Source organism: Dyadobacter psychrotolerans (genome assembly GCF_004349265.1).
Lineage (GTDB): Bacteria > Bacteroidota > Bacteroidia > Cytophagales > Spirosomataceae > Dyadobacter > Dyadobacter psychrotolerans.
In genome coordinates this window covers 178,322-202,414 of the sequence record NZ_SMFL01000006.1, presented here as the reverse complement: position 1 = coordinate 202,414, position 24,093 = coordinate 178,322, and the positions used below count along the sequence as shown (strand labels likewise).

The 24,093-nt window shown below is 40.9% G+C and carries 24 protein-coding genes and 2 tRNA genes; 9 read left to right on the top strand and 17 right to left on the bottom strand.

Translation table 11 applies throughout. The features are described from left to right. Window positions 1-30 precede the first annotated feature (30 nt). Window positions 31-1,746, bottom strand: a complete 1,716-nt coding sequence (lysS, locus tag E0F88_RS17910) for a lysine--tRNA ligase (protein WP_131959649.1) — start codon at window positions 1,744-1,746, stop codon at window positions 31-33. Window positions 1,747-1,960: 214 nt separating this feature from the next. Here lysS and E0F88_RS17905 point away from each other — a divergent pair, with 214 nt between their 5' ends. Then, the gene (locus E0F88_RS17905; RefSeq protein ID WP_131959648.1) at window positions 1,961-4,429 is read left to right on the top strand and encodes an AsmA-like C-terminal region-containing protein; all 2,469 of its coding nucleotides are present in this window, start codon (window positions 1,961-1,963) and stop codon (window positions 4,427-4,429) included. 3 nt (window positions 4,430-4,432) lie between these two features. Here the strand turns inward: E0F88_RS17905 and E0F88_RS17900 are convergent, their stop codons facing one another. The 6 genes from E0F88_RS17900 to E0F88_RS17875 form a co-directional block, all read right to left on the bottom strand. Beyond that, entirely contained in the window at window positions 4,433-5,143 is a 711-nt protein-coding gene (locus tag E0F88_RS17900; RefSeq protein ID WP_131959647.1) for a response regulator transcription factor, read from the bottom strand. An 88-nt stretch (window positions 5,144-5,231) separates the two neighbouring features. After that, window positions 5,232-6,074: a YjiK family protein gene (locus tag E0F88_RS17895; protein WP_131959646.1), complete on the bottom strand. Its 843-nt coding sequence runs from the start codon at window positions 6,072-6,074 to the stop codon at window positions 5,232-5,234. Between the two features lie 35 nt (window positions 6,075-6,109). Beyond that, a complete protein-coding gene (locus E0F88_RS17890) occupies window positions 6,110-6,592 on the bottom strand; it encodes a gliding motility lipoprotein GldH (RefSeq protein WP_131959645.1) in 483 nt (160 codons plus the stop codon). A gap of 44 nt (window positions 6,593-6,636) precedes the next feature. After that, the gene (locus E0F88_RS17885; protein WP_131959644.1) at window positions 6,637-7,137 is read right to left on the bottom strand and encodes a hypothetical protein; all 501 of its coding nucleotides are present in this window, start codon (window positions 7,135-7,137) and stop codon (window positions 6,637-6,639) included. A 54-nt stretch (window positions 7,138-7,191) separates the two neighbouring features. After that, window positions 7,192-7,989, bottom strand: a complete 798-nt coding sequence (locus E0F88_RS17880) for a (Fe-S)-binding protein (protein WP_131959643.1) — start codon at window positions 7,987-7,989, stop codon at window positions 7,192-7,194. Between the two features lie 61 nt (window positions 7,990-8,050). Further along, window positions 8,051-9,382: a 4Fe-4S dicluster domain-containing protein gene (locus tag E0F88_RS17875; RefSeq protein ID WP_131959642.1), complete on the bottom strand. Its 1,332-nt coding sequence runs from the start codon at window positions 9,380-9,382 to the stop codon at window positions 8,051-8,053. Window positions 9,383-9,637: 255 nt separating this feature from the next. Between E0F88_RS17875 and E0F88_RS17870 the strand changes: the two genes are divergently transcribed. Further along, a tRNA-Phe gene (locus E0F88_RS17870) sits at window positions 9,638-9,710 on the top strand. 112 nt (window positions 9,711-9,822) lie between these two features. Here the strand turns inward: E0F88_RS17870 and E0F88_RS17865 are convergent. The 5 genes from E0F88_RS17865 to ubiE all read right to left on the bottom strand — a co-directional run bounded on the left by E0F88_RS17865 (window position 9,823) and on the right by ubiE (window position 12,918). Beyond that, window positions 9,823-10,719: an ISAon1 family transposase gene (locus tag E0F88_RS17865; protein WP_445447118.1), complete on the bottom strand. Its 897-nt coding sequence runs from the start codon at window positions 10,717-10,719 to the stop codon at window positions 9,823-9,825. A gap of 81 nt (window positions 10,720-10,800) precedes the next feature. Then, a complete protein-coding gene (locus E0F88_RS17860; RefSeq protein ID WP_229213810.1) occupies window positions 10,801-11,193 on the bottom strand; it encodes an ISAon1 family transposase N-terminal region protein in 393 nt (130 codons plus the stop codon). Between the two features lie 120 nt (window positions 11,194-11,313). Beyond that, a tRNA-Val gene (locus tag E0F88_RS17855) sits at window positions 11,314-11,388 on the bottom strand. Between the two features lie 121 nt (window positions 11,389-11,509). Further along, on the bottom strand, window positions 11,510-12,247 hold the full coding sequence (gene porT, locus E0F88_RS17850; RefSeq protein ID WP_131959640.1) for a type IX secretion/gliding motility protein PorT/SprT: 738 nt from the start codon (window positions 12,245-12,247) through the stop codon (window positions 11,510-11,512). Further along, the gene (ubiE, locus tag E0F88_RS17845) at window positions 12,196-12,918 is read right to left on the bottom strand and encodes a bifunctional demethylmenaquinone methyltransferase/2-methoxy-6-polyprenyl-1,4-benzoquinol methylase UbiE (RefSeq protein ID WP_131959639.1); all 723 of its coding nucleotides are present in this window, start codon (window positions 12,916-12,918) and stop codon (window positions 12,196-12,198) included. The genes porT and ubiE overlap by 52 nt, the downstream gene beginning before the upstream one ends. A 156-nt stretch (window positions 12,919-13,074) precedes the next feature. Here ubiE and E0F88_RS17840 point away from each other — a divergent pair, with 156 nt between their 5' ends. After that, on the top strand, window positions 13,075-13,857 hold the full coding sequence (locus E0F88_RS17840; RefSeq protein WP_131959638.1) for a hypothetical protein: 783 nt from the start codon (window positions 13,075-13,077) through the stop codon (window positions 13,855-13,857). Between the two features lie 33 nt (window positions 13,858-13,890). Further along, window positions 13,891-14,472, top strand: a complete 582-nt coding sequence (locus E0F88_RS17835) for a hypothetical protein (protein WP_131959637.1) — start codon at window positions 13,891-13,893, stop codon at window positions 14,470-14,472. 7 nt (window positions 14,473-14,479) lie between these two features. On the opposite strand, the gene E0F88_RS17830 is transcribed toward E0F88_RS17835, so the two are convergent. Then, window positions 14,480-15,001, bottom strand: coding sequence for a DUF6265 family protein (locus tag E0F88_RS17830; protein WP_131959636.1), 522 nt, complete (start codon window positions 14,999-15,001; stop codon window positions 14,480-14,482). A gap of 122 nt (window positions 15,002-15,123) precedes the next feature. Beyond that, entirely contained in the window at window positions 15,124-17,016 is a 1,893-nt protein-coding gene (locus E0F88_RS17825; RefSeq protein ID WP_131959635.1) for an amidophosphoribosyltransferase, read from the bottom strand. Window positions 17,017-17,344: 328 nt separating this feature from the next. Here E0F88_RS17825 and recO point away from each other — a divergent pair, with 328 nt between their 5' ends. Both recO and E0F88_RS17815 read left to right on the top strand, forming a co-directional pair. Next, a complete protein-coding gene (gene recO, locus E0F88_RS17820; RefSeq protein WP_131959634.1) occupies window positions 17,345-18,040 on the top strand; it encodes a DNA repair protein RecO in 696 nt (231 codons plus the stop codon). 77 nt (window positions 18,041-18,117) lie between these two features. Continuing rightward, complete coding sequence (locus E0F88_RS17815) at window positions 18,118-18,822, top strand: DUF4488 domain-containing protein (protein WP_131959633.1); 705 nt, start codon at window positions 18,118-18,120, stop codon at window positions 18,820-18,822. A 379-nt stretch (window positions 18,823-19,201) separates the two neighbouring features. Here the strand turns inward: E0F88_RS17815 and lptB are convergent, their stop codons facing one another. Next, window positions 19,202-19,936, bottom strand: coding sequence for an LPS export ABC transporter ATP-binding protein (lptB, locus tag E0F88_RS17810; RefSeq protein ID WP_131959632.1), 735 nt, complete (start codon window positions 19,934-19,936; stop codon window positions 19,202-19,204). Between the two features lie 35 nt (window positions 19,937-19,971). Continuing rightward, a complete protein-coding gene (gene recJ / locus E0F88_RS17805; protein WP_131959631.1) occupies window positions 19,972-21,684 on the bottom strand; it encodes a single-stranded-DNA-specific exonuclease RecJ in 1,713 nt (570 codons plus the stop codon). 114 nt (window positions 21,685-21,798) lie between these two features. On the opposite strand from recJ, the gene ruvX reads away from it, so the two are divergent. The 3 genes from ruvX to E0F88_RS17790 all read left to right on the top strand — a co-directional run bounded on the left by ruvX (window position 21,799) and on the right by E0F88_RS17790 (window position 23,709). Further along, a complete protein-coding gene (gene ruvX, locus E0F88_RS17800; protein WP_131959630.1) occupies window positions 21,799-22,212 on the top strand; it encodes a Holliday junction resolvase RuvX in 414 nt (137 codons plus the stop codon). Window positions 22,213-22,253: 41 nt separating this feature from the next. Then, a complete protein-coding gene (gene def / locus E0F88_RS17795) occupies window positions 22,254-22,841 on the top strand; it encodes a peptide deformylase (RefSeq protein ID WP_131959629.1) in 588 nt (195 codons plus the stop codon). 64 nt (window positions 22,842-22,905) lie between these two features. Next, window positions 22,906-23,709, top strand: a complete 804-nt coding sequence (locus E0F88_RS17790) for an amidohydrolase (RefSeq protein ID WP_131959628.1) — start codon at window positions 22,906-22,908, stop codon at window positions 23,707-23,709. On the opposite strand, the gene gatC is transcribed toward E0F88_RS17790, so the two are convergent. Then, a complete protein-coding gene (gatC, locus tag E0F88_RS17785; RefSeq protein ID WP_131959627.1) occupies window positions 23,693-23,980 on the bottom strand; it encodes an Asp-tRNA(Asn)/Glu-tRNA(Gln) amidotransferase subunit GatC in 288 nt (95 codons plus the stop codon). The genes E0F88_RS17790 and gatC overlap by 17 nt on opposite strands. Window positions 23,981-24,093: the final 113 nt, after the last annotated feature.

Genomic DNA, 24,093 nt, shown 5'->3' with positions numbered 1-24,093 from the left:
GGGATTTTTCATTTTCGGAAGTATCCTTTTTTATTCCACCCAACTTTTGATATCATCCAAAGCAGGCAGCTTTTCGTCAATTTTCAATTTCTTACGCATCCCACCCAAATCATTAAATATCTTATTCGGGCTTGCAGCTTTAAGCTGATCGATCGTCATGATATTCATTTTTTGCAGAGCAGGTATCCATACGAGGGGAACGCCGGCTGCTACATAATCCGCTTCCTTCGCAATCTCCTGTTTCTTTTCGGGACGCATCTGCGGGAAGAAAATCACCTCCTGAATACTGGAGTTATTGGTAAGCAGCATCGTCAAACGGTCAATACCGATACCAATACCGGAAGTAGGAGGCATACCATATTCCAGAGAACGAAGAAAATCATCGTCCATTTCCATGGCTTCATCATCACCGCGTTCTTTTAATTTGAGCTGATCTTCAAAACGTTCACGCTGTTCGATGGGGTCGTTCAGCTCGGAATAAGCATTCGCAATTTCTCTTCCGTTGATAAAAAGCTCAAAGCGCTCCACCATGCCAGGTTTACTGCGGTGCTTTTTGGTAAGCGGCGACATTTCAACAGGATGATCCGTAATAAATGTTGGCTGAATGATATGTTCTTCTACTTTTTCTCCAAAAATCTCATCAATCAGTTTGCCTTTACCCATGCTGTCATTTACCTCCATTCCCCACTCACGGCATTTTTCACGAATCGAAGCTTCATCAAGTACTTCCACATTCAATCCTGTATATTGGTGAATAGCATCCGTAATGCTCAGTCTAGGATATGGCCCGGCAAAATCAAGTTCTGTATCTCCGAATTTAGCCTTTGTTGTTCCGTTAACAGCAAGTGCAACGCGTTCCAGTACCTCTTCTGTCATACGCATCATCCAGAGATAATCCTTGTATGCGACGTAAAGCTCAACGGTAGTAAATTCAGGATTATGTGTCCGGTCCATTCCTTCATTGCGGAAGAGTTTACCGAATTCATAAACCCCTTCAAAACCACCTACAATAAGGCGTTTCAAATGAAGTTCCGTAGCAATGCGAAGGAAAAGATCCATATCCAACGCATTGTGGTGTGTTTCAAAAGGTTTTGCTGCCGCTCCGCCATGTATTGCCTGTAACACAGGGGTTTCTACTTCAAGCCAGCTTTTTGAATCGAAGTAAGAACGCATGGTTGTGATGATTCGGGCGCGTTTTACAAAAATGTCACGCACCTCCGGATTTACGATCAAATCCACATAACGCTGGCGATAACGCAGCTCAGGATCAGTGAAGCCGTCATAAATATTTCCTTCATCATCCCGTTTTACAACCGGAAGCGGACGAAGTGATTTGTTTAAAATCTTAAACTCCTGAACATGAACAGAAATCTCTCCTGTTTGGGTAGTAAAGACAAAACCTGTTATTCCAATAATGTCACCGATGTCCAAAAGTTTTTTAAACACCGTGTTGTAAAGCGTCTTGTCCTCACCCGGGCACAGGTCGTCACGACGAAAGTATAGTTGTATCCGGTCGGTGCTGTCCTGCAACTCAGCGAATGCTGCACTTCCCATAATCCGGAAGCCCATCAGCCTGCCCGCCATGGATACATTTTTGTAATCAATCTTATTATTTTCGTAGTTTTTATGGATGTCAGCGGCGTAAGTATTTACCAAAAATTCCTCAGTAGGATAGGGCTCAATACCCATCCTCATTAATTCTTCGCGCTTCTGCCGGCGTAATATTTCCTGTTCGCTTAGTAGCATTTTATTCGCAGTATTTTATGATCATGAACTCTTTACCTATAAAAAGAGTGCGCAAAACTAGCATTTTTTGCCGTGAATAGCGAAATTGACAGACTCAACATCTGCGACTAATTTATTAGCGTACGTTTGTGGCACGTTATTAGTAGATTGTTGTTATGAAGGCTGGCCCCAAATGTGTGTTTAAACGGCCTCTTAATTTATTTCCTTCCTTTTCATGTTTTCTAAGTTTTTAAAAATTGCCGGTATTCTTGCATTGAGCGGACTGCTTCTTTTTGGAGCAGTGGAAGTATGGTTAAACCGCAACCAGGAAATGCTTTTCCGCAAGGTGCAGGAAGCAGTAAATGAAAACCTGAACGGTAACCTTGAAATTGGGGATTTTAAATTTCGTCCGTTCTCCGGAGGTTTCGGACTTAATTTTACATTGGCCAATGTGAAGATTACGGATACGCTTTACAGTGTGCATAAAACGGCGTTTCTTGATATTGAATTAATACATGCAGCACTTGATTTTAATGGTTTTTATAAAGGGGATATCAAGATAAAAAACCTGGTGCTGCAAAATGGCAGCATGAGAATGTTTGTGCGGAAGGACGGATATTCAAACCTATCTATTTTTAAATCTTCTGACAGTACTAAAAAAGATAAAAGCAAGTCTGGAACCAATGACGGGCTTGTTAACAAATTTGGTCACGTTCGTTTTATCAACTTCGCGGTAAGCTTTCTGGACTCAACAACCGGAAAAGGATATGGTGCTGTATTTCATGATGCTTCCAATCATGTCACAATTACAGACACGACAACAAATGCAAGTTTTGCCGGATCCATTTACTTTAACGGATTGATTTTTAAACCTGAAAAAGGAGGTTTTCTGATGAAGCAGGAAACGAATATGAATTTAACGCTGGCGTATGACTCAAACGAAAAACGGCTAACGGTTTATCCTTCGGTTCTTGAAAACAGTGCGCATGATAAAATCAGTATCAGCGGAATTTTCGACTTTGCAGATACGGTGAAAACTTTCCAACTGAATTTCGAGGCTAAAAAGATAGCTGTTGACAATGCACTGCCGCTTTTACCAAAAGTTATCAGACAGCAGATTGATTCAATCGGTATTCATACGCTTGTAGATACAGAGGTGAGAATTGTCGGTGAGCTTTCGCCCAGAAAGCCAAGGGTAAATCTCCACTTCAAAACAGACCCGTTCCAGTATGACTTACCGGTAGGATCGTTAAGAAAAGTGGTTGCAGAAGGTTATTATACCAATCAGGGCGATACGTTAAAAACACCCGGACCGCAAAACGCCCGTTTATCTGCACCGGATGTGCATGGTTTTTTTGAAACCATTCCGTTTAAACTAAAACTTGTCGTCAATAATTTTATTAATCCGAGCGCTAATCTGGATGGTAAAATCACAGGAGATTCCACAAACCTTGATCAATTGCTGGACCCTTCCCGTTACCGCTTCAAAAACGGAAAGGCACAAATTGATTTTCATTTTGCAGGAAGTCTGAAGAAATTCTATGATCAAAAGCGTGACCGGTTTAACGGGAAAATAAACGGCAAAGTTTCTTTACAAAATATTTCAATGGAATATCTGCCCCGACAGGTCAGTTTGAAAAAGATAAACGGAGAGCTGGCTTTTAACGAGCAGGCATTTGTATTTCCCGATCTTAGTTTTTCAGACGGGCAGAATATGCTTTTTGTTCAGGGTAAAGTGATGGATCTGATCCCGTACCTTTTTGGTTCACCCAAACCGCTGCGAGCCAATGTAAATATCAATATCCCTACCTGGAAACTCAACTGGCTTGAAACGTTGCTGGCTCCAAGAACAAATGTTACGAGTCAAAAAAAGAAGAAATTAAAGCTTGCCGACCTTCTTGATGATGCGATCGATAAAATTGAAATTATCGCAAAATTGAATTCTGCCCAAATGAAATACAAAAAATTTGCTGCATCAGATGTAAAGGGCGAGTTTACTGTGAAAAACAATTCAATGCGGATTGAGTATTTTGTGATGAAAGCTTTCAAGGGAGCGAGGGTAAGGGTTTCCGGCGAAATGGACAATTCGGGTTCAAACCCGTTGCCGCATTTGGCATTAAGAGGAAAGGTTACCAACGCCGATGTTCAGACACTTTTTAACTCATTTAATAATTTCGGGCAGCAAACAATTACGGATCAGAATCTGAAAGGCAGGCTAAGTACAGAATTTAATTTCGAAAGCAGGCTGAGCAATAATGTGAAGATCGTTCCTGCGTCTATGAGAGGACAGCTGCATATTAACCTTACAAATGGTTACATCAATAACTTTGAGCCTTTCTTAAAAATGAAAAAACTGGTTTTCAAAAAGAGAAATTTTGAAAGCGTCCAGTTTGCACCCATTACTACGAATTTCAGGCTGAACGGGCAGGAGATTGAAATAGAACCAATGGAAATTGAATCGAACGTGGTAACGCTGTTTATTGACGGTGTATACAGCTTTGCCAAAAAGACTGACATCAACATTGAAATCCCTTTAAGCAATTTGAAAAAACGGGATTCGACATACGTTCTTGACCCAAATAACCCTGAGAAAAGAGAAGGGTCTAAAATTTTCCTGAAAGCCATTGACGAAAACGGTGAAGTAAATATCAAACTGGCATTCAGGAAAAAAGACAGGAAGGATAAAAAAGATAAGGAAAAGTAACTTCTAAGCAACTTCGTTGCTAAACATGTATCCTACGCCTTTTAGTGTTTTGATATAACGGTCGCCCAGCTTTTCACGCAGCTTTCGGATGTGTACATCAACGGTCCTTTCTAAAACATAAATATCTGCGCCCCATATTTTTTGGAGTAATTCGTCGCGGTTAAAAACCTTATTTGGCGTCTGGGCAAGAAAAAATAATAGTTCAAATTCCTTTTTAGGAAGTACCGTAGACTTTTCTCCTTCCTGCGTAACTGTATAATTTTTACGGTTTATAATCAGATCCAGAATCTCAATCTGGTCACCTGAATCGGCCTTTTGTGCTTCTCTGCGAAACAATGCATTAATCCGGCTCATCAGGGCGCGGGGTTTGATCGGCTTGGTAATATAATCGTCCGCCCCGACTTCAAATGCAGCAACTTCTGAATATTCTTCCGAGCGGGCAGTTAAAAATAGAATATAAGTATTTTTTAAATCGGTGTTCTGGCGTAACATTCTGCCGGTTTCGATACCGTCCATCTGTGGCATCATGATGTCAAGCAATATCAGGTCAGGGATAAATGTCTTTGCAATTTCAATTGCTTTTTTGCCATTGGATGCAGTTAAAACAGAATATCCTTCTTTTACTAAATTGTATTCAAGAAGTTCTACAATATCGGAATCGTCATCAACTACTAATACTTTCGGTGTAGCATGTATAGTTTTTGCGGTGCTCATTTTATCTAATTTGTTAAATCGGATTCGAAATTAACAGATGTGATTTTCACATTACATGTTTTGTTGGTTTGTTAACACAAACATAACATCAGCGACGAGTAATAAAAAAGATCTGCCCCTGTTCGTTGGTAAGCATCATGTCTGAATTATTTAGAAAGATAAGTGCCTCTGCTTGTTTTTTTACTATCCTGAAACAGCCTGTGGGAAGTTTAAAGTCAATTTTTCCATTCTCAATGGCAAAGAGCAAAACTTTTCCGTAAGTTAGCAGGGCAAAGGTTTTGCCGTCGGGGCTGATGTCTGCGGAGGTTACCTGGGTTTCAATCTGAATACTGTCAACGGGAGACAAAGAATAGTTTCCCGGCTCGGCAGGCATCCTGTACAATCTTACATATTCATCAGATTTAAAACCTTTTTTGGAAAACAGATAAAGATTTTTGCTGCTGTAAAAGAAAGCCTCACAATCGTAGATCATTCCGGCAGCCGCAGGAGGAAATGTTTTTTGACCGGCGTAATTAAAAGTTATTTTTTCGGCAGACGATTTTCCGGCAGGCAGTTTATAAATGTCGAGTGTTTGGCGGTTATTATCGTTGTTTCCAAAATCTCCAATGTAAAGCGTTCCATCGCCTTCTCTGGCGAGGTCCTCCCAATCGATGTTTTCCGCTCCGGCTATGGCCTTGGTAGATAATAACTTTCCGGATGGATCGATCTCGTACAGCTCTGGTTTTCCGCCGCTATCATTATGTGTCCAAAATGTGTTGACTTTTTCCCCCTTAGCCAGTCCTGAACTTTCCGTAGCGATTTTGGGAAGTTTTCCAACCGTGCTGATTGAATACTCTGATTTTACTTTTTTAAAACCATTTTCTTTCCGGTCAGAATCGCAAGTGGCTAATACAGTTTTAATTGCAAGCCAAAAATACATTACTTTATTCATGAATCTGACTTATGTTTTATAGAAAAACCGGTAGATTAATTACCGGTTTTCACTTTTTCAACGCTGATTCCAACGCTTAAAATAAATGGTAAAGGATTTTGACGCATGGATTGTGAAAGCTGGAAAACATATGTTCCGGATTGCGTAAAGGTGTGGTTTTTCACAATCGGAACTTTATGATCGAACAAGTCTCCCAGTCCTCTGCCGTATGGCTTACCGGTAATTTCATTCGAAACAAAAACTTCTTCTAATGTATTAGAGATAAGTTTTCCGTCCGGCCCCGTCAGCTTTCTGGTAAGATATAGGTTGTAATACGGATATTGAAGTGTGTTTCGAAACAAATAGTAGACATTGTACCTGGAAACAGTGTCTTTGATTTCAACTTTAAATTCCGGCTTATTTTTGATATACCACATGCCGTCGTCCATATCTTCATGTGCTTTGTAAACCACGCTGTCGTCACATGACGAAATGGAAAACATGAGGAATAACGCCGCAATAATTTGAAAAACCTTCATCCGGATTTTTTTAGTAAACACAAATCTAATTAAGTTTTTACTGACTATATGCTGGTCTGTTCCGAGAAATAGCGGTTAAGCCAGGTATTGGAAGCCTGCGTTTTCCAGCGCTTCATCCATTGTGCTTTGGTAGCAACCTGGTTGTCAAAAATTACGGTTGAAGGTGTTACAGCTTCTTCGGTTACTGCCTGTTTAATTTTTGGAACGGGAACAGTTTGTACAATTCCGTTTGCATCAAAATAAGCGAGAGACCTGTCAAAAAAATCAATGTTCATCTGGCTTCCTATTTGCTGTAGCCAGTGCACAGATTTATCGATAGAACATCCGCTTGGCAATTCGTCACGTTCGTCAACGCCGATCACAATAAAACGGTTTTCAAAAACCTTACCGGAGGCAGTTAGCGGCTTGCCATGTGCCTCCCAGGTATCAAGCGCAGATTTTAATGTTTCGGTTATCGTGCCGGTTTCTTCTTTTGTCAGTTCACGGTTGGCCTGGTAAACCCAAACACGGGCTTCAAAATCCAGGTCGCTGAATGGTATATACATTTTGGTAATCCTTTTGATAATTAATAAACGGCCGTTTCCGGCTTAGCTCGTTCTTTACAAACCTTCTGCCTGCGCAATCAATTCCGCAAGATCATAAATTTTTACAGAATCTTCCTTTTCCTTGTTTTTAAGTCCGTCGGTCATCATTACGATACAAAACGGACAAGCGACGGCAATCGTATCTGCACCTGTGGCAAGCGCTTCTTCAATACGTTCAATATTTACATCCTTTTTACCGGCTTCGGGCTCTTTAAACATTTGTCCGCCACCTGCACCGCAGCATAATCCTTTTACTTTACTGCGTTTCATTTCTACCAGGTCGGCATCCAATGCTTCGAGAACATGGCGTGGCGCTTCATAAACATTATTGGCGCGGCCAAGATAACACGAATCATGGAAAGTAATCTTTCGGCCTTTAAATGACTCACCGCCTTCGATTCTTACCCTTCCCTCGTTAATCAGCTGCTGAAGATATTCAGAATGATGGATTACTTCATATTTCCCGCCCAGTTCGGGATATTCGTTTTTCAGCGTATTAAAGCAGTGAGGACAGGCAGTAACGATTTTTTTTACTCCGTACATGTCCAGCACCTGAATATTGGACATCGCCAGCATCTGAAAAGTGAACTCGTTTCCGGCTCTGCGTGCGGGGTCACCGGTACAGCTTTCTTCTGTGCCAAGTACTGCAAATTTTACACCAGCCTGATTTAGTATTTTGGCAAATGCAACGGTAACTTTTTTGTAACGGTCGTCAAATGATCCTGCGCAACCCACCCAGAACAAAATCTCAGGCGTTTCGTTGCTGGCAGCCATTTCGGCCATTGTAGGAACTTTGTATTTTATTTCAGCCATAGCTTAATTAAATCTGGTGTTAATCACTTTGAGATAAATGAATAGTCAAAGTTAGTTTCTCTTATTTTACTCCTTCCGCCCAGTTAAACCTGTCGCCTGGTGAAAATTTCCAGGGTGCCTGGTTGGTTTCCATATTCTGAAACATCGCATTCCATGAGCCGGGTGCCTTCGATTCGTCCATTACCTGGTGTCTTCTTAGTTGCAAAATAATATCGAGCGGATTAATAAGAATCGGACATTCCTGAACACATGCGTTACAGGTCGTGCAGGCGAGTATTTCTTCCTGACTAATGTAGTCACCCATTAACGATTTGCCATCTTCTACAAACTTTCCGTCATTGACCTGCATAATCCTTCCAATGTCTTCGAGCCTGTCGCGGGTATCCATCATGATTTTTCTTGGAGAAAGCTTTTTGCCTGTAATATTGGCCGGGCAGGCCGAAGTACAGCGCCCGCATTCGGTGCAGGAGTATGCATCCATGAGATTCTTCCAGCTCAGGTCGGTTACATCTTTCGCTCCGAACCGATCGGGCACTGCATTTTCTGCGCCTTCCGGTGCATTCTCCAGTCCCAGCATAATTTTTACTTCCTTCGTGATTTCAGGCATATTCTGCATTTCACCTTTCGGTATTAATCTGGCAAAATATGTATTTGGGAAAGCCAGTACGATGTGCAGGTGTTTGGAATAGGTGACATAAATGGCAAAGGCGAAAATGCCCAGAATGTGAGTCCACCAGGCGAAGCGCTCATAGATGATGAGTGTGGTTTCATTCCAGCCTGTAAAAAGCGGTTTAAGAAACTTGCTGAAAATGAAATCGCCGGTGATAGTATAATGTGCACTTCCCATTTCCTGCAAAACAATATCTGCCGCATTCATGGTGAGTATAGCGATCATGAGCACGATTTCGAAGATCAGAATCACCTTTCCATCCAAAGCTGGCCAGCCGTTCATTTCGCGGTGGCGCGATGGCTGCAGACGTTCCGTTTTCAGAATTGTCCTTCTTATAAGAAAGATGATACAAGCAAGTAAAACGCCTACCGCAAGAAATTCGAAAAACCCAATGAGAAAGCGATAGAATGAGCCTAGCATAGGGGCGAAGAGCCTGTGCTTACCAAGCAGACCGTCGAGGACAATTTCCAGTACTTCAACATTTATCAGCAAAAAACCTGCGTACACGGCAAAGTGAAGTATGCCGATGAGCGGGCGGTCAAACATTTTTTTCTGGCCAAATGCAATTCTCATCATGGTGGAAAAGCGTTTTCCGGGCTGATCGGTTCTGTCTTCGGATTTGCCGAGACTGATCGTGCTTCTAATAATTTTGATCCGCTTGAAAACCAGCCATCCCACGGTTCCCAAAACAGCTGCAAAGATGATCTGCTGGACTATTTCCATTGAGATTAAGTTATTTGTTCATGGTGAGTATTATAGTATGCAAGCATACTAATAACAAATATGGTAAAAATGTGTGTTGAAGAAGTATTTTACGAAAGAAAAATTTATTTTTAAAACGTAAGTGTAAGGTTGTCAGTAAAGTAAGCTACTCGTTGTTGATGTGGGATAATTATTTTTAAATTATTTTCATGAAAATGTTTGTAAAGCAAAATCAAACTTCTAGTTTTGCAGTCCCAAAGGGGACCAACTGAAAGCGGTGATGTAGCTCAGTCGGTAGAGCAAAGGACTGAAAATCCTTGTGTCGGCGGTTCGATTCCGTCCATCACCACCTGAAAATCAAGCCGTTACGATGAAAATTCGTAACGGCTTTTTTCTTTGGTAAACTATTCGTAAACATTTTAGGGATCAAGTCAGATTCTTGGGGGGGAGAAATAGGGATTTCAAGCATAGAGTTTGGATAGTCTGAAAAGGAAGAATGAAATATCCCTTACGCCGCGGGATGTGGACCTGAATGCTTTGATTTTAGCATTGAAGGATTCAGCAGAAGCGTTGGTACTTCTGTTATTAAAGAAATTCAGTATTTCGATATAGTGCCCTTCGATGGATTTAGCAACAGTCCTAAACGACTCTAAACCAGATCTTTCCACATCATCATACCAGAACGCAAGGGGCTTGTATGCCAGCTCTTTACTGGTATAGCTTCGGAAGATCGTTCCAAGTTTTAGCGATAGATTGTAAGCTTGGTTTATCACCGGATATCTTTCAAACAGCAGTTTAGCTCTCGTAAGCTGCGAAGTAGTCCACTTGTCTCTGTGCTTAAAAAGTAAATATCTGCTTCTGGCAAGCAATTGTTTTAAAGTATCACCGTTTTCCAGCAATTCTATTTCGTACGGCTTACCAGTAGCTTTTGCAGTCTTAATAGCGTCATTTTCTTGATCTAATGCTTCCCAGCGGTATTTAATTCTTATTTCCTGAACAGCATCGTATGCTAACTTCTGAACATGGAATCGATCTATTACCTTATCAGCTTTCGGAAAACAACGCGTTATGATCTTGTTCATGTTAGCAGCCATATCCAGGGTCACTTCTTTAACTTTGTACCTGATTCGCTTTGGAATCTTCCTTAGAACCTCAATAACGGTGTCTGCCTGAGTTCCTTTAACCATTGCGACAAGTGCACCTTTTCTTCCCTTGGCCGCTTTATTAGTGACAATTGTGTACAATTCCCCATTAGAAAGAGCCGTTTCGTCAATACTTAGATGAACTCCTGCATTATTAGCATACAACATCCAGTCCTCTGCATGATCTTTCTGATCCCAACCCTGGTAATCGCTGATATGGTCTTTATACTGCTGCTGTAATTGTTTCCGTCCAGGTGGAAGTATTTGCCTAGCTGAAAACAGCTAACTGGATTATTATCAATACATTCCCGCCCGGCGGCCCGGTTTTAAAAAATCAGCAAACTCTTTTGTCATTCGAGTTCCCTGTTGCACGACTTTCCAATCTCTGGTTATAATCTCGCTAGTATTTTTGACCTCCCAGCGACGCCTCTTGATACAGAGCGTAACTTTTTGATTACGAATAGGGAAGTCTTGTATATAAATTTCGGGGAGGAAGCCTTTGGATTCTAATTTCTCGTCTTTAAACTCCGCAGGGAAAATATTTTTCTCCTCAAGGTAAATGTTCAAGCCAGGAATAGACTCGACGATTTTGGTCAATTCAAAGTAGTCAAGGATACCCTCAGGTAATAAAACCCGTACTAGTGCTTCGTAGGAATGATTCAATGCAGACAAAATTGGTTCAGGATGCAAAGCAAATAATTATTTACATTCCCCCCAACTTTTCCGCTTGACCCATATTCATTGCGGAAAACAAAATATGCTTTAAACCAAAAACGCCTTCAACTTGCGTTGAAAGCGTTTTAGTTTTTGTGGGAGTTGAGGGATTCGAACCCCCGACCCTCTGCTTGTAAGGCAGATGCTCTGAACCAACTGAGCTAAACTCCCTTTTTTCTGCCGACCGTTGTCGTCGTTTGGGAGTGCAAATATGTAGGACTAAATTTATTCCTGCAAACTTTTTAAAGAAAAAAAATAAAATAATTTTTAATTAATTGATAATCAGGGTTCGTTATTCAATATTAAAATAAAGGGTAACTGTATGTGTGGTCATTTTATTCAAACCTGCTCCTCTAGAATTCTTAGATGGCTGGAAAACGTTGTTAAGCCCGTGTGAGAAGCGTAATTCCGGAGCAAATTTGAAAAATTCAAAAAATTGCTCGTACCCGATACCATAGTCCAAAGTCAGATCCGATGATTTTGTCGCCAGTGTTCCTGCACTGGCTCCACGGCTTCTTTTAACATTGGTTTCAATCCCCAGTGTTAATCCGGCTATCATGTACATTCTTGAATTTACCCGACGCTGTGACTTGTATTTTAAAAGCAACGGTATTTCTATCCAGGTTGACTCCCTTTTTTCGATTTTATCAACGCCGTTCGGATAGCTGAATTTAACCTGTCGTTCATAAAGCGAAACGGACGGCGTAGTACGAAGGTCAAAGCGTTCGTTTAAGAAGGCATTTATCGTGAATCCCATGCGAAATGCAGCCTTGGTAGGGGATTGTACCAGAAAGGCCGAATCCTTGTCTACAAAATCATCATTATAGCGCAGATTGAAACGCGTGAAAGGAACTGCGAACAGAATGCCGTAATGAATCGGCTTGTCATCATAATATTCCAGGTGTTTTCTTCTGTATCCCTGTCCCTGTGCATTAGCCTGGTTTGCTGCCAAACAAAAGAAAAGAAGGGTGCCGATTATTATTTTTGACCGGTGTAAATTGTACAAATCCCAAAGGTTAATGGTATGCATTTGGTGTTTTTAAAACCTGCTTTTTTAAAAATTTCAAGGAAAGCCTCTCCATCCGGGAATGCCTGAACGGATTCGGGCAGATAGGTGTAGGCTGAACTGTCTTTTGAGACTGTTTTTCCTATTAATGGTAATATGTATTTAAAATAAAAATTATAGAATTGTTTGAACGGAAAGCTGCGTGGTTTGGAAAACTCAACCACTACACATGTTCCGTCGGACTTCATAACGCGGTTCATTTCAGTAAGTCCTGCAAGTAAATTCTGAAAGTTTCTCACTCCAAACGAAACGATGACTGCGTCGAAATAATTGTTCTTAAAAGACAAGTTTTCGGAATCTCCGCTTTGCAGCGTAATGATATCCTGTTTTCCCAATTTTTTTATCTTTTCCCTTCCTACGGCTAGCATTCCTTCGGAAATATCAACGCCAATAATTTTTTCAGGATGAAGAGATAACGCTTCGATGGCAAAATCTCCGGTGCCACTGGCGATGTCAAGAATTACTTTTGGCTGTTGTTTACGTAATAGCTTTATAGCTCGCTTGCGCCAGTAGATGTCTACGCCGCCGCTAAGCAAATGATTGAGCAGATCATATTTAGGCGAAATGTTGTCAAACATCTCAGCTACCTGTTCCCTTTTACTGCCGTCCTTGTCTTTATATGGTACTACACTCATCGTGGATTGAATCAAATAAATAATATCAAAATTAACAGTTATTTATGGTTCTCTTATGGAAGCTGTGTTTTAGTTTAAAAAAGCAATTTACGGCAGGTGGAAAAGCACGGGTTTGGTTAGGTTATTTTATATTTTTTATAAATTTATCAACATACTATGAAACATGTCTGGCTGTTCACATGCGTTTTGCTTATGCTAATTTGTGATGTAAAAGCGCAAAAAAACGCTAAGTCAGAAATTAAGCTTGGAAGCCAAAACGTAAAAACAGAACTATCACCTTTTTCCTTGACTTTAAAAACAGGGCTGACTCAATTCTTTGGTGAATTAAATGAGCAGGATATGAAAGGCGCTGTTGGAGTAGGTGTAAGCGGAAAAATCAGCAGGGGAATTTCTCTAGGCCTGGATTATTCGGCAGGCAAAGTAGGCGGGCAAAAATCAAATTTCTTTAACTCCTATTTTATCACTGAATACAATACAGCAGAATTTATTGCCAGGTGGAATCTTACCAGACAGTTTTCTAAACGGAAATACAATGATTTTGAAATTGGCATTTACGGCGGTGCAGGGATTATTTTTTTTAGTGCCAATGCTTTCGATCTTACTACAAACGAACTTGTCAGGTTTTCAAATAGTGAACGCAGTAAACGCAATCAGCTTTTTCTTCGCTGGGGCAATCCCAGAGGAAGAGAGGGCATCAAAAAAACGCACGAACGTATTATTCCGGTTGGAACTACGTTAGATTATAATTTGTCAGATAACTGGAAAATCGGGCTGGATTACCGCTTCTATCTTGTCAGAACGGATAAGGTTGATGCGACATCCGGACAGCGGCTGATCAATCCGGAGGAAGGAGATTCTTACAGCGACACGCCGAACGATAAATTCAGTTTGTTTGCTGTTACATTAACACATTGTTTTGCAAAACCGCGCAGACATTAATGCGCTAAATTCACAACGCTAATTATTCAATTTTTGGAAAATGTTAAGTACCGTCTTTACCCGACTTTATTAAATCTTTTCGACAGATACCAGAAAGGTAAACTGAGTGGGGAAGAATTTATAAACAGGATCAACCGTGTTCCGGTCCCGCAGACGGAAGCGCAGGCAAGAGGTGCCTCCTTTGAGGAGGCGGTAATCAAGGGTACAAATGAGGAACTGTATGATCCTTTGATTTTACAAAAAGTACGTTCGCTTCTTCCGCGGCCGATGATGAAAACGCAGGTTTACTGCGAGTATCAGTTTGATGATGTGCTGTTTTACGGATATGTTGATGTGATTGGCAAAACGCTCGCGGTTGATATTAAAACGACCAGCCAATATGTACCTGATTGTTTTGCACACAGTCATCAAAATTTCTATCTGCCTGCATTGAAATCGCGGGGGATACGCAGTCTGCGTTATGTTATAACGAATTTTATTGATGTTTATCAGGAAGATTATGACCAGTCGGTTGATTTTTCATTCCAGGAAAAACAAATAAAATCCTTCTGCGAATTTCTGGAAGAGCATCGCGGAAGGATTACGGATAAAAGGGTATTTAATCAGATTTTGTAAAAACCTGTTAAGGAATTCTGTTGAAGATAAAAAGGTCGATGAAAGTCCATTTTGGAGTTCCGCCGGCAACCTCTTCCAGTTTTCCCCGCTGAATTACCAGTTGATTTTGTTTACGCAGCTCGTAAATGATACGTACCGAAATGTCATCTTTTTCAAATAAAGCCTGGTTTTTCTTTGCTTCGATGAAGTTGTAGGTATCTGATACTTCTTTTTCTTCAAGAGAGATCATACCCGGCTTAAAATGTTTTACATGTGCAACCGGCCCTTTTTCAGTTTGTTCAAATGCAAACAATTCATAAAGTGCCGGTTTGTCATCTTTTATCATCCTGATAAAACCAGCTATGTTATTTCCTTCCGGTGCAGTCCAGGATGCCTCAATCGGTCCACCGTTGTAGATTCCTTTCCAGCGGCCATTCAGGAAACTGATATCGTTCAGCGTTCCGGGCTTTGCAGTCGTTTGTGCAGAACTTTGCGTAACGGTGATCACAGACAAAACCAGGAAAAAAGAAAGTATGTATTTAATGTTCATAAGGATTTAGTTGATTTAAGGATGCAATTTAGGCAAATCTGCATATCAGTCAGATGTTGTTCCGTTTTTTACATAAAAAAAGCCGTCCTGTTAAAGAACGGCTTTGATTTAATTATTATATTTTAATAGGCTCTTTCCAATTTACCTTCATGAGAATTGGCAAATGCCTTGTTCACAACCTTATTTCCGCCCATGGTCGGATAATTTCCTGTGAAATACCAGTCTCCCAAGTGATTAGGGCAGGCCTTGTGCAGATTTTCCACTGTCTGGAATATCACTGAAACCTCTGCATTTAAATCTTTTGGACGAATTATTTCCGCGATTTTATCAGAAATTTCTTTGTCTGTGAAAGGATCATAAAGTGCTTTTACATAGTTCGTGTGATACGGATTTTTGGTCGCAATTGAAGTAACGCTTTGTGTATAAACGTCCTCCAAAAGATATTCCATATCACGGTCCTCCAGTAACTTCAGCACGGCACGGAAAGCGACAAAATCCTTCATTTTTGACATGTCAATTCCATAACAATCCGGGAAACGAATTTGCGGAGCAGAAGAAACGACAACAATTTTCTTCGGACTTAAACGGTCCAGCATCGTTAAAATGCTTTTTTCCAGCGTAGTTCCTCTAACTATCGAGTCATCAATAATTACAACTGTATCCACATTTTTTCGAACAACTTCGAACGTGGTATCATATACACTCGAAACCATGTCATCACGGAGTGCGTCAGCGGTAATGAAAGTTCTGGATTTTACGTCTTTGGTAACCAGCTTTTCAATCCTTGGCCTGAAAGACAAAACCCTTTCGAGATCCGCTTCGAATAGAATTCCTTCCATAATAGCCTGTTTTCGCTTCTTGGAAAGGTATTCCTCCAAACCTTCGATCATTCCTAAAAATGCCGTTTCGGCAGTATTCGGTATGTATGAGAAGATCGTATTTTCAAGGTCATAATTGATTTCCTTCAAAATCTGAGGAATCAATAATTTACCTAATTGTTTGCGTTCGTAATAAATATCCGGATCGGTACCGCGGGAGAAATAAATTCTTTCAAAGCTGCATGAGCGTTTCTCAAGCTGAGGAAGAATCGGGAATTCGTTATATTCTCCGTGTTTGTCAATAATCAGGGCCGAACCAGGAGTGATTTCTTTAATCTGGCCATAATCTACGTTAAAAGCAGCTTTGATAGCCTGTTTTTCAGATGCAACCACCACCACCTCGTCATCAGCATAATAAAAAGCAGGGCGAATTCCTGCAGGATCTCTGATCACAAACGAAGCGCCATAACCCGTAAGACCACACATCGCATAACCGCCATCGAAGTCGCGGCATGATCTGTACAGCAGGCGCTGAAGATCAATATTTTCTTCGATTACATCAGAAAGTACCGGATTTTCATAAATTCCTTTGAAACGTTCGAACACACGCTGGTTTTCTTCATCCAGGAAATGTCCAATTTTTTCCATTACCGTAACAGTATCCACTTTCTCTTTCGGATGCTGTCCCAACGAAACCAGTTTGCCGAAAAGCTCGTCAACATTGGTCATGTTAAAGTTACCGGCCATGACCAGATTGCGGCTCCTCCAGTTGCTTTGACGAAGCATTGGGTGGCAGTTTTCTACCTCGTTGGTTCCGTGTGTACCATAGCGCAAATGTCCCAGCCACACCTCACCCGTGAACGCAAGATTTTCCTGAAGCCATTTTGCGTCGGAAGCACGGTCGCGGTTGTTCTTAAGTCCTTTGCGGAATTTCTTGTGTATTTTGGAAAATATATCTGTAAGTGGCTGAGGCTCTACGGATCTGTATCGGCTGATATAACGCTTTCCTGGCGGAACATCAATTTTGATATTGGCTACTCCGGCTCCATCCTGTCCCCGGTTTACCTGTTTTTCCATCATTACCGAAAGTTTGTGCACGGCATAAAGCGGTGTTTCATACTTGTCGATGTAGTGTTGATATGGTTTTCGAAGACGGATGAGTGCAATTCCACACTCATGCTTAATGGCGTCGCTCATGAGAAGAATAATAGGTTGGAAATATGTTCGTTTGCTGTCTGCAAAGCTTATTCCTTTTTAATATGTGGGTAACGAATGAAATACGTCGTTTAGTTCGCTACCTTGTACAAAGATACGAATCCTTTCCCTTAAAAATCTTCAAACTCCTTCTATTTTTGAACGGTATAAATAAGCTGGTTCGCATCGAAATTGCAGTTATGCGAGAAACGGGCACAATGCAATAAATATATTATAAATAAAACCCCGGTTTGTTCTAATTGTCGCAACCAAATAAAGTTTGGCGATTTTCTGACAAATTTTTAAATCAAGGCTTTTAAGTAAAAATGTTATGCTTTATAAAACCAGAGGAATTGCCCTAAGCTACATCAGGTATCGCGAATCTTCTATTATTGCCAAAATTTATACGGAGCTTTTTGGCATACAAAGTTATATCATAAACGGAGTTCGTAGCAGCAGTTCTAAAACCAACCGGATCGCACTTTTTCAGCCTTTGACCTTGCTTGATCTGGTTGTCTACCACAAAGGAAAGCAGGACAATGTTCACAGGATTTCGGAAATAAAATGTTTTCATCCATTTGCCAGCCTGCCTTATCATGTTACTAAATCAAGCCTGGCATTGTTCGTAACGGAGATCCTGGGTAAGACTCTAAAGGAAGAAGAAGCAAATGAACCATTGTTTGAGTTTATTGAACATTCGGTACTTTATCTTGATGAAGCCGATAAAGGTTTTGAAAACTTCCATATTCAGTTTCTACTTCAGCTTGCCTCCTATCTCGGTTTTGGAATTGAAAATCTGCATGATCTGGAAAGAGAAATCAAAAGCCACCATTTTCCGCAGATTGCCGACAAGACCGAATTGGATGCAACCGAGAAACTTTTACAAGGCGGTTATGGCACTCTTGTGACGTTGGACAGAACAAGGCGAATTTCAATTTTAGAAAAAATACTATTCTTCTATAAAATCCATATTGACCAGCTGGGAGAGATCCGGTCACTCGAAGTGTTAAGTGAGGTTTTAAGGTAAACTGGTCAATCGGATGCAGATATATTTCGCTGGCATAATTTTGTTAAAAGTTTCTTGCAACAAAAAACGTATATACAATGAAAACTTTACTTCTGGCCGGGTTATGTCTTCTGGGTACTTTTGCCAGGGCGCAGGCTCCTAAAGGTGCATGGAAATCGCAGGAGCCAACAGGCAGTACGTCCACGCTCATCGTAGCTGATAATTATCTATGCATAGCTTCATATAGTGTTCAAAATAAATATTTCGAAAGAGCCGAAGGCGGTCCTTTCACCCTAAGTGGTGATCAAATGACCTATACGCCGGAATTTAATTCCGCCGATACCGCTAAGATTGGTATACCTATTGTATTTACAGTCACCAAAAAAGATGATATTCTTACACTTCGTTATGAGGAAGCAATGGTTTGGATGCGTGTAGATGCTGATGCCATTGCGCCTATGGCCGGGGCCTGGCACATTACTGAGCGCGCTAACGGCGGGCAGGGAGAGTTGGTAAAAATTCATCAGGAAGGCACCCGAAAAACACTTAAGTTACTATCAGGAACACGATTTCAGTGGTTTGCGATTGATCCGGCAGTTAAAGGGTTTTATGCAACCGGAGGCGGAACTTATACCGCCAAAGATGGAAAATACACCGAGAGTATTCAGTTTTTCTCAAAAGACAATAACCGTGTAGGTACAAGTCTGAAATTTGACTGGAAACTTCAAAACGGCCGTTGGGATCACAGCGGAAAAAGCAGTGATGGAAAGTCAATTCATGAAATTTGGGAAAAAATCCAGTAAGTTTTGCCTGGAGATAACACCTGATTTTATAAATCTCGAATTCACTTATTTAGATTTCTTCAAAATAAATATTTAAAATGTTTTGAACGATTCTAAATAGGTACTACATTTGTCTCAGCATTAACATAAAACAATCAGCACAGTGATATTCAGCGAGCCGATAACTATTTCTGATCAAAATGACTTCTGGTCGAAAACCCTTATTGGGAACGATGAATGTGTTTTCAAGAAGTGCTGTGAAAAATATAAAAAGAAAGGAAAGCATTGTAAAAAATGCCCTAAGAAATAAGAGGTTTACCTCGACGTTAATCTAGTAAATACAGTTCATGGTGAATAATTGTAAGAGAGGGAATGCCGGTGAGCGTTCCCTTTTCTATGTCTAAACGAATTTCCTTTTCAGCTCAAAATTTTGTCCAAGATAAACCCTGCGTACTACTTCATCTTCTGCAAGTTCTTCAGCGCTGCCTTGTTTTAATATTTTTCCTTCAAATAAAAGATAAGCGCGGTCAGTGATCGAGAGCGTTTCATTTACGTTGTGATCCGTAATCAGGATACCGATATTCTTGTGTTTCAACTTGGCAACAATACTCTGAATATCTTCAACCGCGATCGGATCCACACCGGCAAATGGTTCATCGAGCAAAATAAATTTGGGATCCACAGCCAGAGCACGGGCAATTTCCGTACGCCTGCGTTCGCCGCCGGATAATACCATCCCTTTGCTTTTTCTCACATGCTGCAAATGAAACTCTTCCAGCAGCTCCTCCACTTTCAGCTTTTGATCGTTTCTGGATAAATTCGTCATTTCCAGAACAGCCCTGACATTTTCCTCCACCGTCAAAGAACGAAAAACCGATGCTTCCTGGGCAAGATAGCCAAGTCCCAGCCGTGCACGTTTATACATCGGCAGACTAGTAATATCCTTGTCGTCCAGATAAACTTTTCCGCTGTTCGGTTTTACCAGGCCGACAGCCATATAAAACGATGTTGTTTTACCTGCACCGTTTGGCCCCAGCAAACCCACAATTTCACCTTGTTCAACCTGGTAGCTTACATTGTTGTTAACAAGCCTCGGGCCATATTTTTTAACAAGGTTTTCGGTTCTTAATATCATTAGTATTCAGATCAAAATTTTGTTGAGGGGATAGTTCAATGAAGTTTTATATCCTTTAAAAATAATTGTAACGTTTTTTTATCACGAAAGTTATTCTCTTCCAGATTGTAACAGATTGAAAAAGGGCGTCCGTTCACAAGTTCAGTATAAAAATGTGACATGCCGAAACCGATGGCAGTAAAAGTTGCCGAACCTTTTTGTTTTACATTAAACTTGATGTGTTTCTCCTTCATAATTACAGGCATCCCTTCAATAGAAACATATTTACTTTCAAACAGAGGCGTCATGTTGCCAGGTCCGAAAGGACCCATCTGCCTTAATATGTTGTAAAATTTTGTGGTGATGCTTTCAAGGTCAAGTGACAGATCAATATTGATCATAGGCACAAGCTGCTCGGGCTGTATGCGGCTGCTTACAATTTCATTAAAACGTTTTCTGAAAGCTTCCACATTTTGTATCGGTAAAGTAAGGCCGGCTGCAAACGTATGACCTCCGAATTGCTCAAGTAAGTCAGCACATTCTTCAATGGCTTCATAAACATCGAATCCGGGAACAGATCTTGCCGAGCCTGCTGCTTTACCATGCGACTGAGTTAAAATAATTGTAGGGCGGTGATATTTTTCTATACACCTGCTGGCCACAATTCCGATCACGCCTTTATGCCAGTCTTCCTTATATAGTACCGTACTTTTTGCCTCTGTAAACCAGGCATCGTTTTCAATCATTAAAAGAGCCTCTTCCGTAATACTGGAATCGAAGTTCTTCCTGTCGCTGTTATGTCTGTTAATTTCCTGGGCAAATTCATCGGCCTCAAGTTCTTCCTCCGACAAAAGTAGCCGGACTGCCTCTTTCGCATGCTTAATCCGACCGGCAGCATTTATTCTCGGGCCAAGACCAAATACAACATTTGTAATATCCAGCACCCCAGCCATTCCCGCAATTTTTATCAATGCTTTAATTCCGGGCCTGGGAGCGCTATTTAGCCTCAACAATCCATAATAGGATAAAATCCGGTTTTCGCCCGTAATGGGTACGATGTCGGCTGCAATACTTACAACCAGAAGGTCGAGATATTCAAAAAGAATGTTTTGATCGATTCCTTCCGCAATACAATAAGCCTGAAGAAACTTAAAGCCAACTCCGCAGCCGGTTAGTTCTTTATATGGATAAGCACAATCATTTCGTTTCGGATCCAGGACTGCAACTGCAGGTGGCAATTCATCGCCTGGCCTGTGGTGATCGCATATGATGAAGTCAATACCCCGCTTTTTTGCTTCTTCTACCTTATCTACAGACTTTATTCCACAGTCGAGTGTTACGATTAACGTGAAACCATTTTCCTGGGCCCAATCAATACTTTGCCAGGAAACTCCGTAACCTTCATTATACCGGTCAGGAATATAATAGTCCAGTTTGTCATATATCTTTTGTAAAAATCCGTAAAACAAAGTCACCGAGGTAGTCCCGTCTACATCATAATCACCATAAACCAGTATTTTTTCTCCATTGGTCACGGCTTCCGCCAAACGCTTTACTGCAATGTCCATGTCCTGCATTAAGAACGGGTCATGCAGATGAGTCAGGTCAGGACGAAAAAATAACCTTGATTCTTCGAAATCTGAGATTCCCCGCTGAACCAGAAGCGTAGCCAAAGCAGTATTAATTTTCAGCGCTTCGGCCAGTTCAGTTGTGGTTTGGGTTTGTTCGGAGGTAAATTCAGGGTGATATATCCAGCGTTTGTCGATCATGGTGGCAAAGATAATGTTTAATATAATGTGTGTATCAAATCAGGTAACAGTCCGGGAATCAGGGAAAGCTAAACGAAACGTCTTATCTTTGCAAAATATTAACGTTTATTAAGGATGCCCCGTATTTTAGCCATTGATTATGGAGCTAAGCGCACAGGCCTGGCAGTAACTGATCCCTTGCAAATTATCGCAACAGCATTGGAAACCGTCAGAACGCATGACCTGTTGGATTTTTTAAAAAAATACGCGTTAAGCGAATCTGTTGAAGCTTTTGTCGTTGGTATGCCACGCAGGCTTGATAATACAGACAGCGATAACGCGCCCAGGGTTCAATCTTTTGTAAAGTTGCTAAAAAAAAGTTTTCCGGATACACCCGTACACACACACGATGAGCGCTTTACGTCTTCCATGGCTTTGCAATCCATGATCGCAAGCGGAACAAAAAAGAGCGACAGACGTGAAAAGGGAAACATTGATAAGATCAGCGCTACCATTATTCTTCAGTCATTTATGGAAAGCCGAAGATAAAATCCATTTAGAATTCTACACATATTTACAAATATTTAAAAATGATTTATCCTATTGTAGCTTACGGTGATCCCATACTCAGAAAACCGACCCGCTTTATAGAAAAAGAAGATCTTGATCTGAAAAAATTATCGGATGATATGTTCGAAACCATGTATTCTGCCAGTGGTGTAGGATTAGCAGCTCCGCAGATTGGAATGAACATCCGTGTTTTTGTTGTAGACGGAACACCTTTTAGTGAAAAAGATGAAGACGACGATGACGACGAGCCGGATTTGTCGCTGGTAGATTTTAAAAAGACATTTATCAATCCTGAAATACTTGAGGAAGATGGTAAGGAGTGGGCGTTTGAAGAAGGGTGTCTGAGCATTCCGGGTATCAGGGGAGATGTTTATCGTCCGGAACGACTGAAGATTCGTTATCGTGATACTGATTGGAACGAATACATTGAGGAATATACCGGAATGGCTGCCAGGATCATTCAGCATGAATATGATCATTTACTTGGAAAACTGTTTGTAGACTACCTGCCTACACTTAAAAAGCAGCTTATAAAAAAGAAACTAGCCGATATCACAAAAGGGAATGTAGATTCGGACTATCGCATGCGTTTTCCCGGACGGAGATAAATGTCCAGAGGTTGGAGAAGTTAGGTAGTTAAAGAAGTTAAACGCTTACCGGATATCATATATAATGAAAGACGAACTGGCAGTTGCGCTGATACAGACAAATTTATACTGGGAGGATGTAACAGCCAATCTTTCATCTTTGGAAGAAAAGATTGCAGCGCTTGAAAAACCGGTAGATATCATCGTATTACCCGAGATGTTTAATTTAGGGTTTACGATGAATACTTCGCTGGCGGAACATTCAAACATGACTACTTCGCGCTGGATGAAAAACACAGCAAAACAAACCGGGGCGCTCGTTGTCGGAAGTTTTGCTGTGAAAGAGCACAATAATTTTTACAATCGTCTGTTTTATGTCTTTCCGGATGGATCTTCTGTTTACAGTGACAAGCGTCACCTGTTTCGCATGGGAGAGGAGCACGCAGCTTACACGCCGGGAGAGGCAAGAAAGATTATCACCTGGAAGGGCTGGAATATTTTAGGATTGGTCTGTTATGATTTGAGGTTTCCGGTTTGGAGCAGAAACCTGACCGACGACCCATATGACCTGCTTATATATGTAGCAAGTTGGCCTGCGCGGCGGGCAAATGCCTGGAATATTTTATTAAAAGCCAGGGCAATAGAAAATCTGTGTTATGTAATTGGGGTGAACAGGGTAGGGGAAGATGGCAATGGAATTAAATATCAGGGCGATTCGGTGGCTCATGATTTTCTTGGAGAACCCCGATTGGCAATTGGATCTGCGGAGGATGAAAAAGTTGTTACATTATCAAATTCCGAACTTCGGACGTACCGGACACAGTTTCCTGCTTATCTGGATGCTGATGATTTTGTGTTGAATGAAAAAAATATCACTCAATCACTTTAGGTACCATTATATAGGCCGAATTTTTGGCAGGTGCATTCGATAGAGCCTCTTCGCGTGTCAGGGTATTTGAACTTTCATCATTGCGCCAGATGTTTTCTTCCTCCATGATGTGCGTCAGTGGTTCCACGCCTTCAGTATCAACTTCATTGAGTTGCTCCATCCATGATAATACGGAATCCATGCTGTTCAATAAGGTTGTCTCTTCTCCGGGCTTTATATTAAGCCTGGCCAAATGAGCAATCTTTGTAAGTGAATCTTTGTCAATTTTCATATTATTAACAATTTGTTATATTTAGAGTCGTGATTGTAATGAAAGTTAAAATTATTACATTTTTGCCGATCATTCCAGTAAATTTTTGAAATTGAGGTTTTACCTAAGGGCCG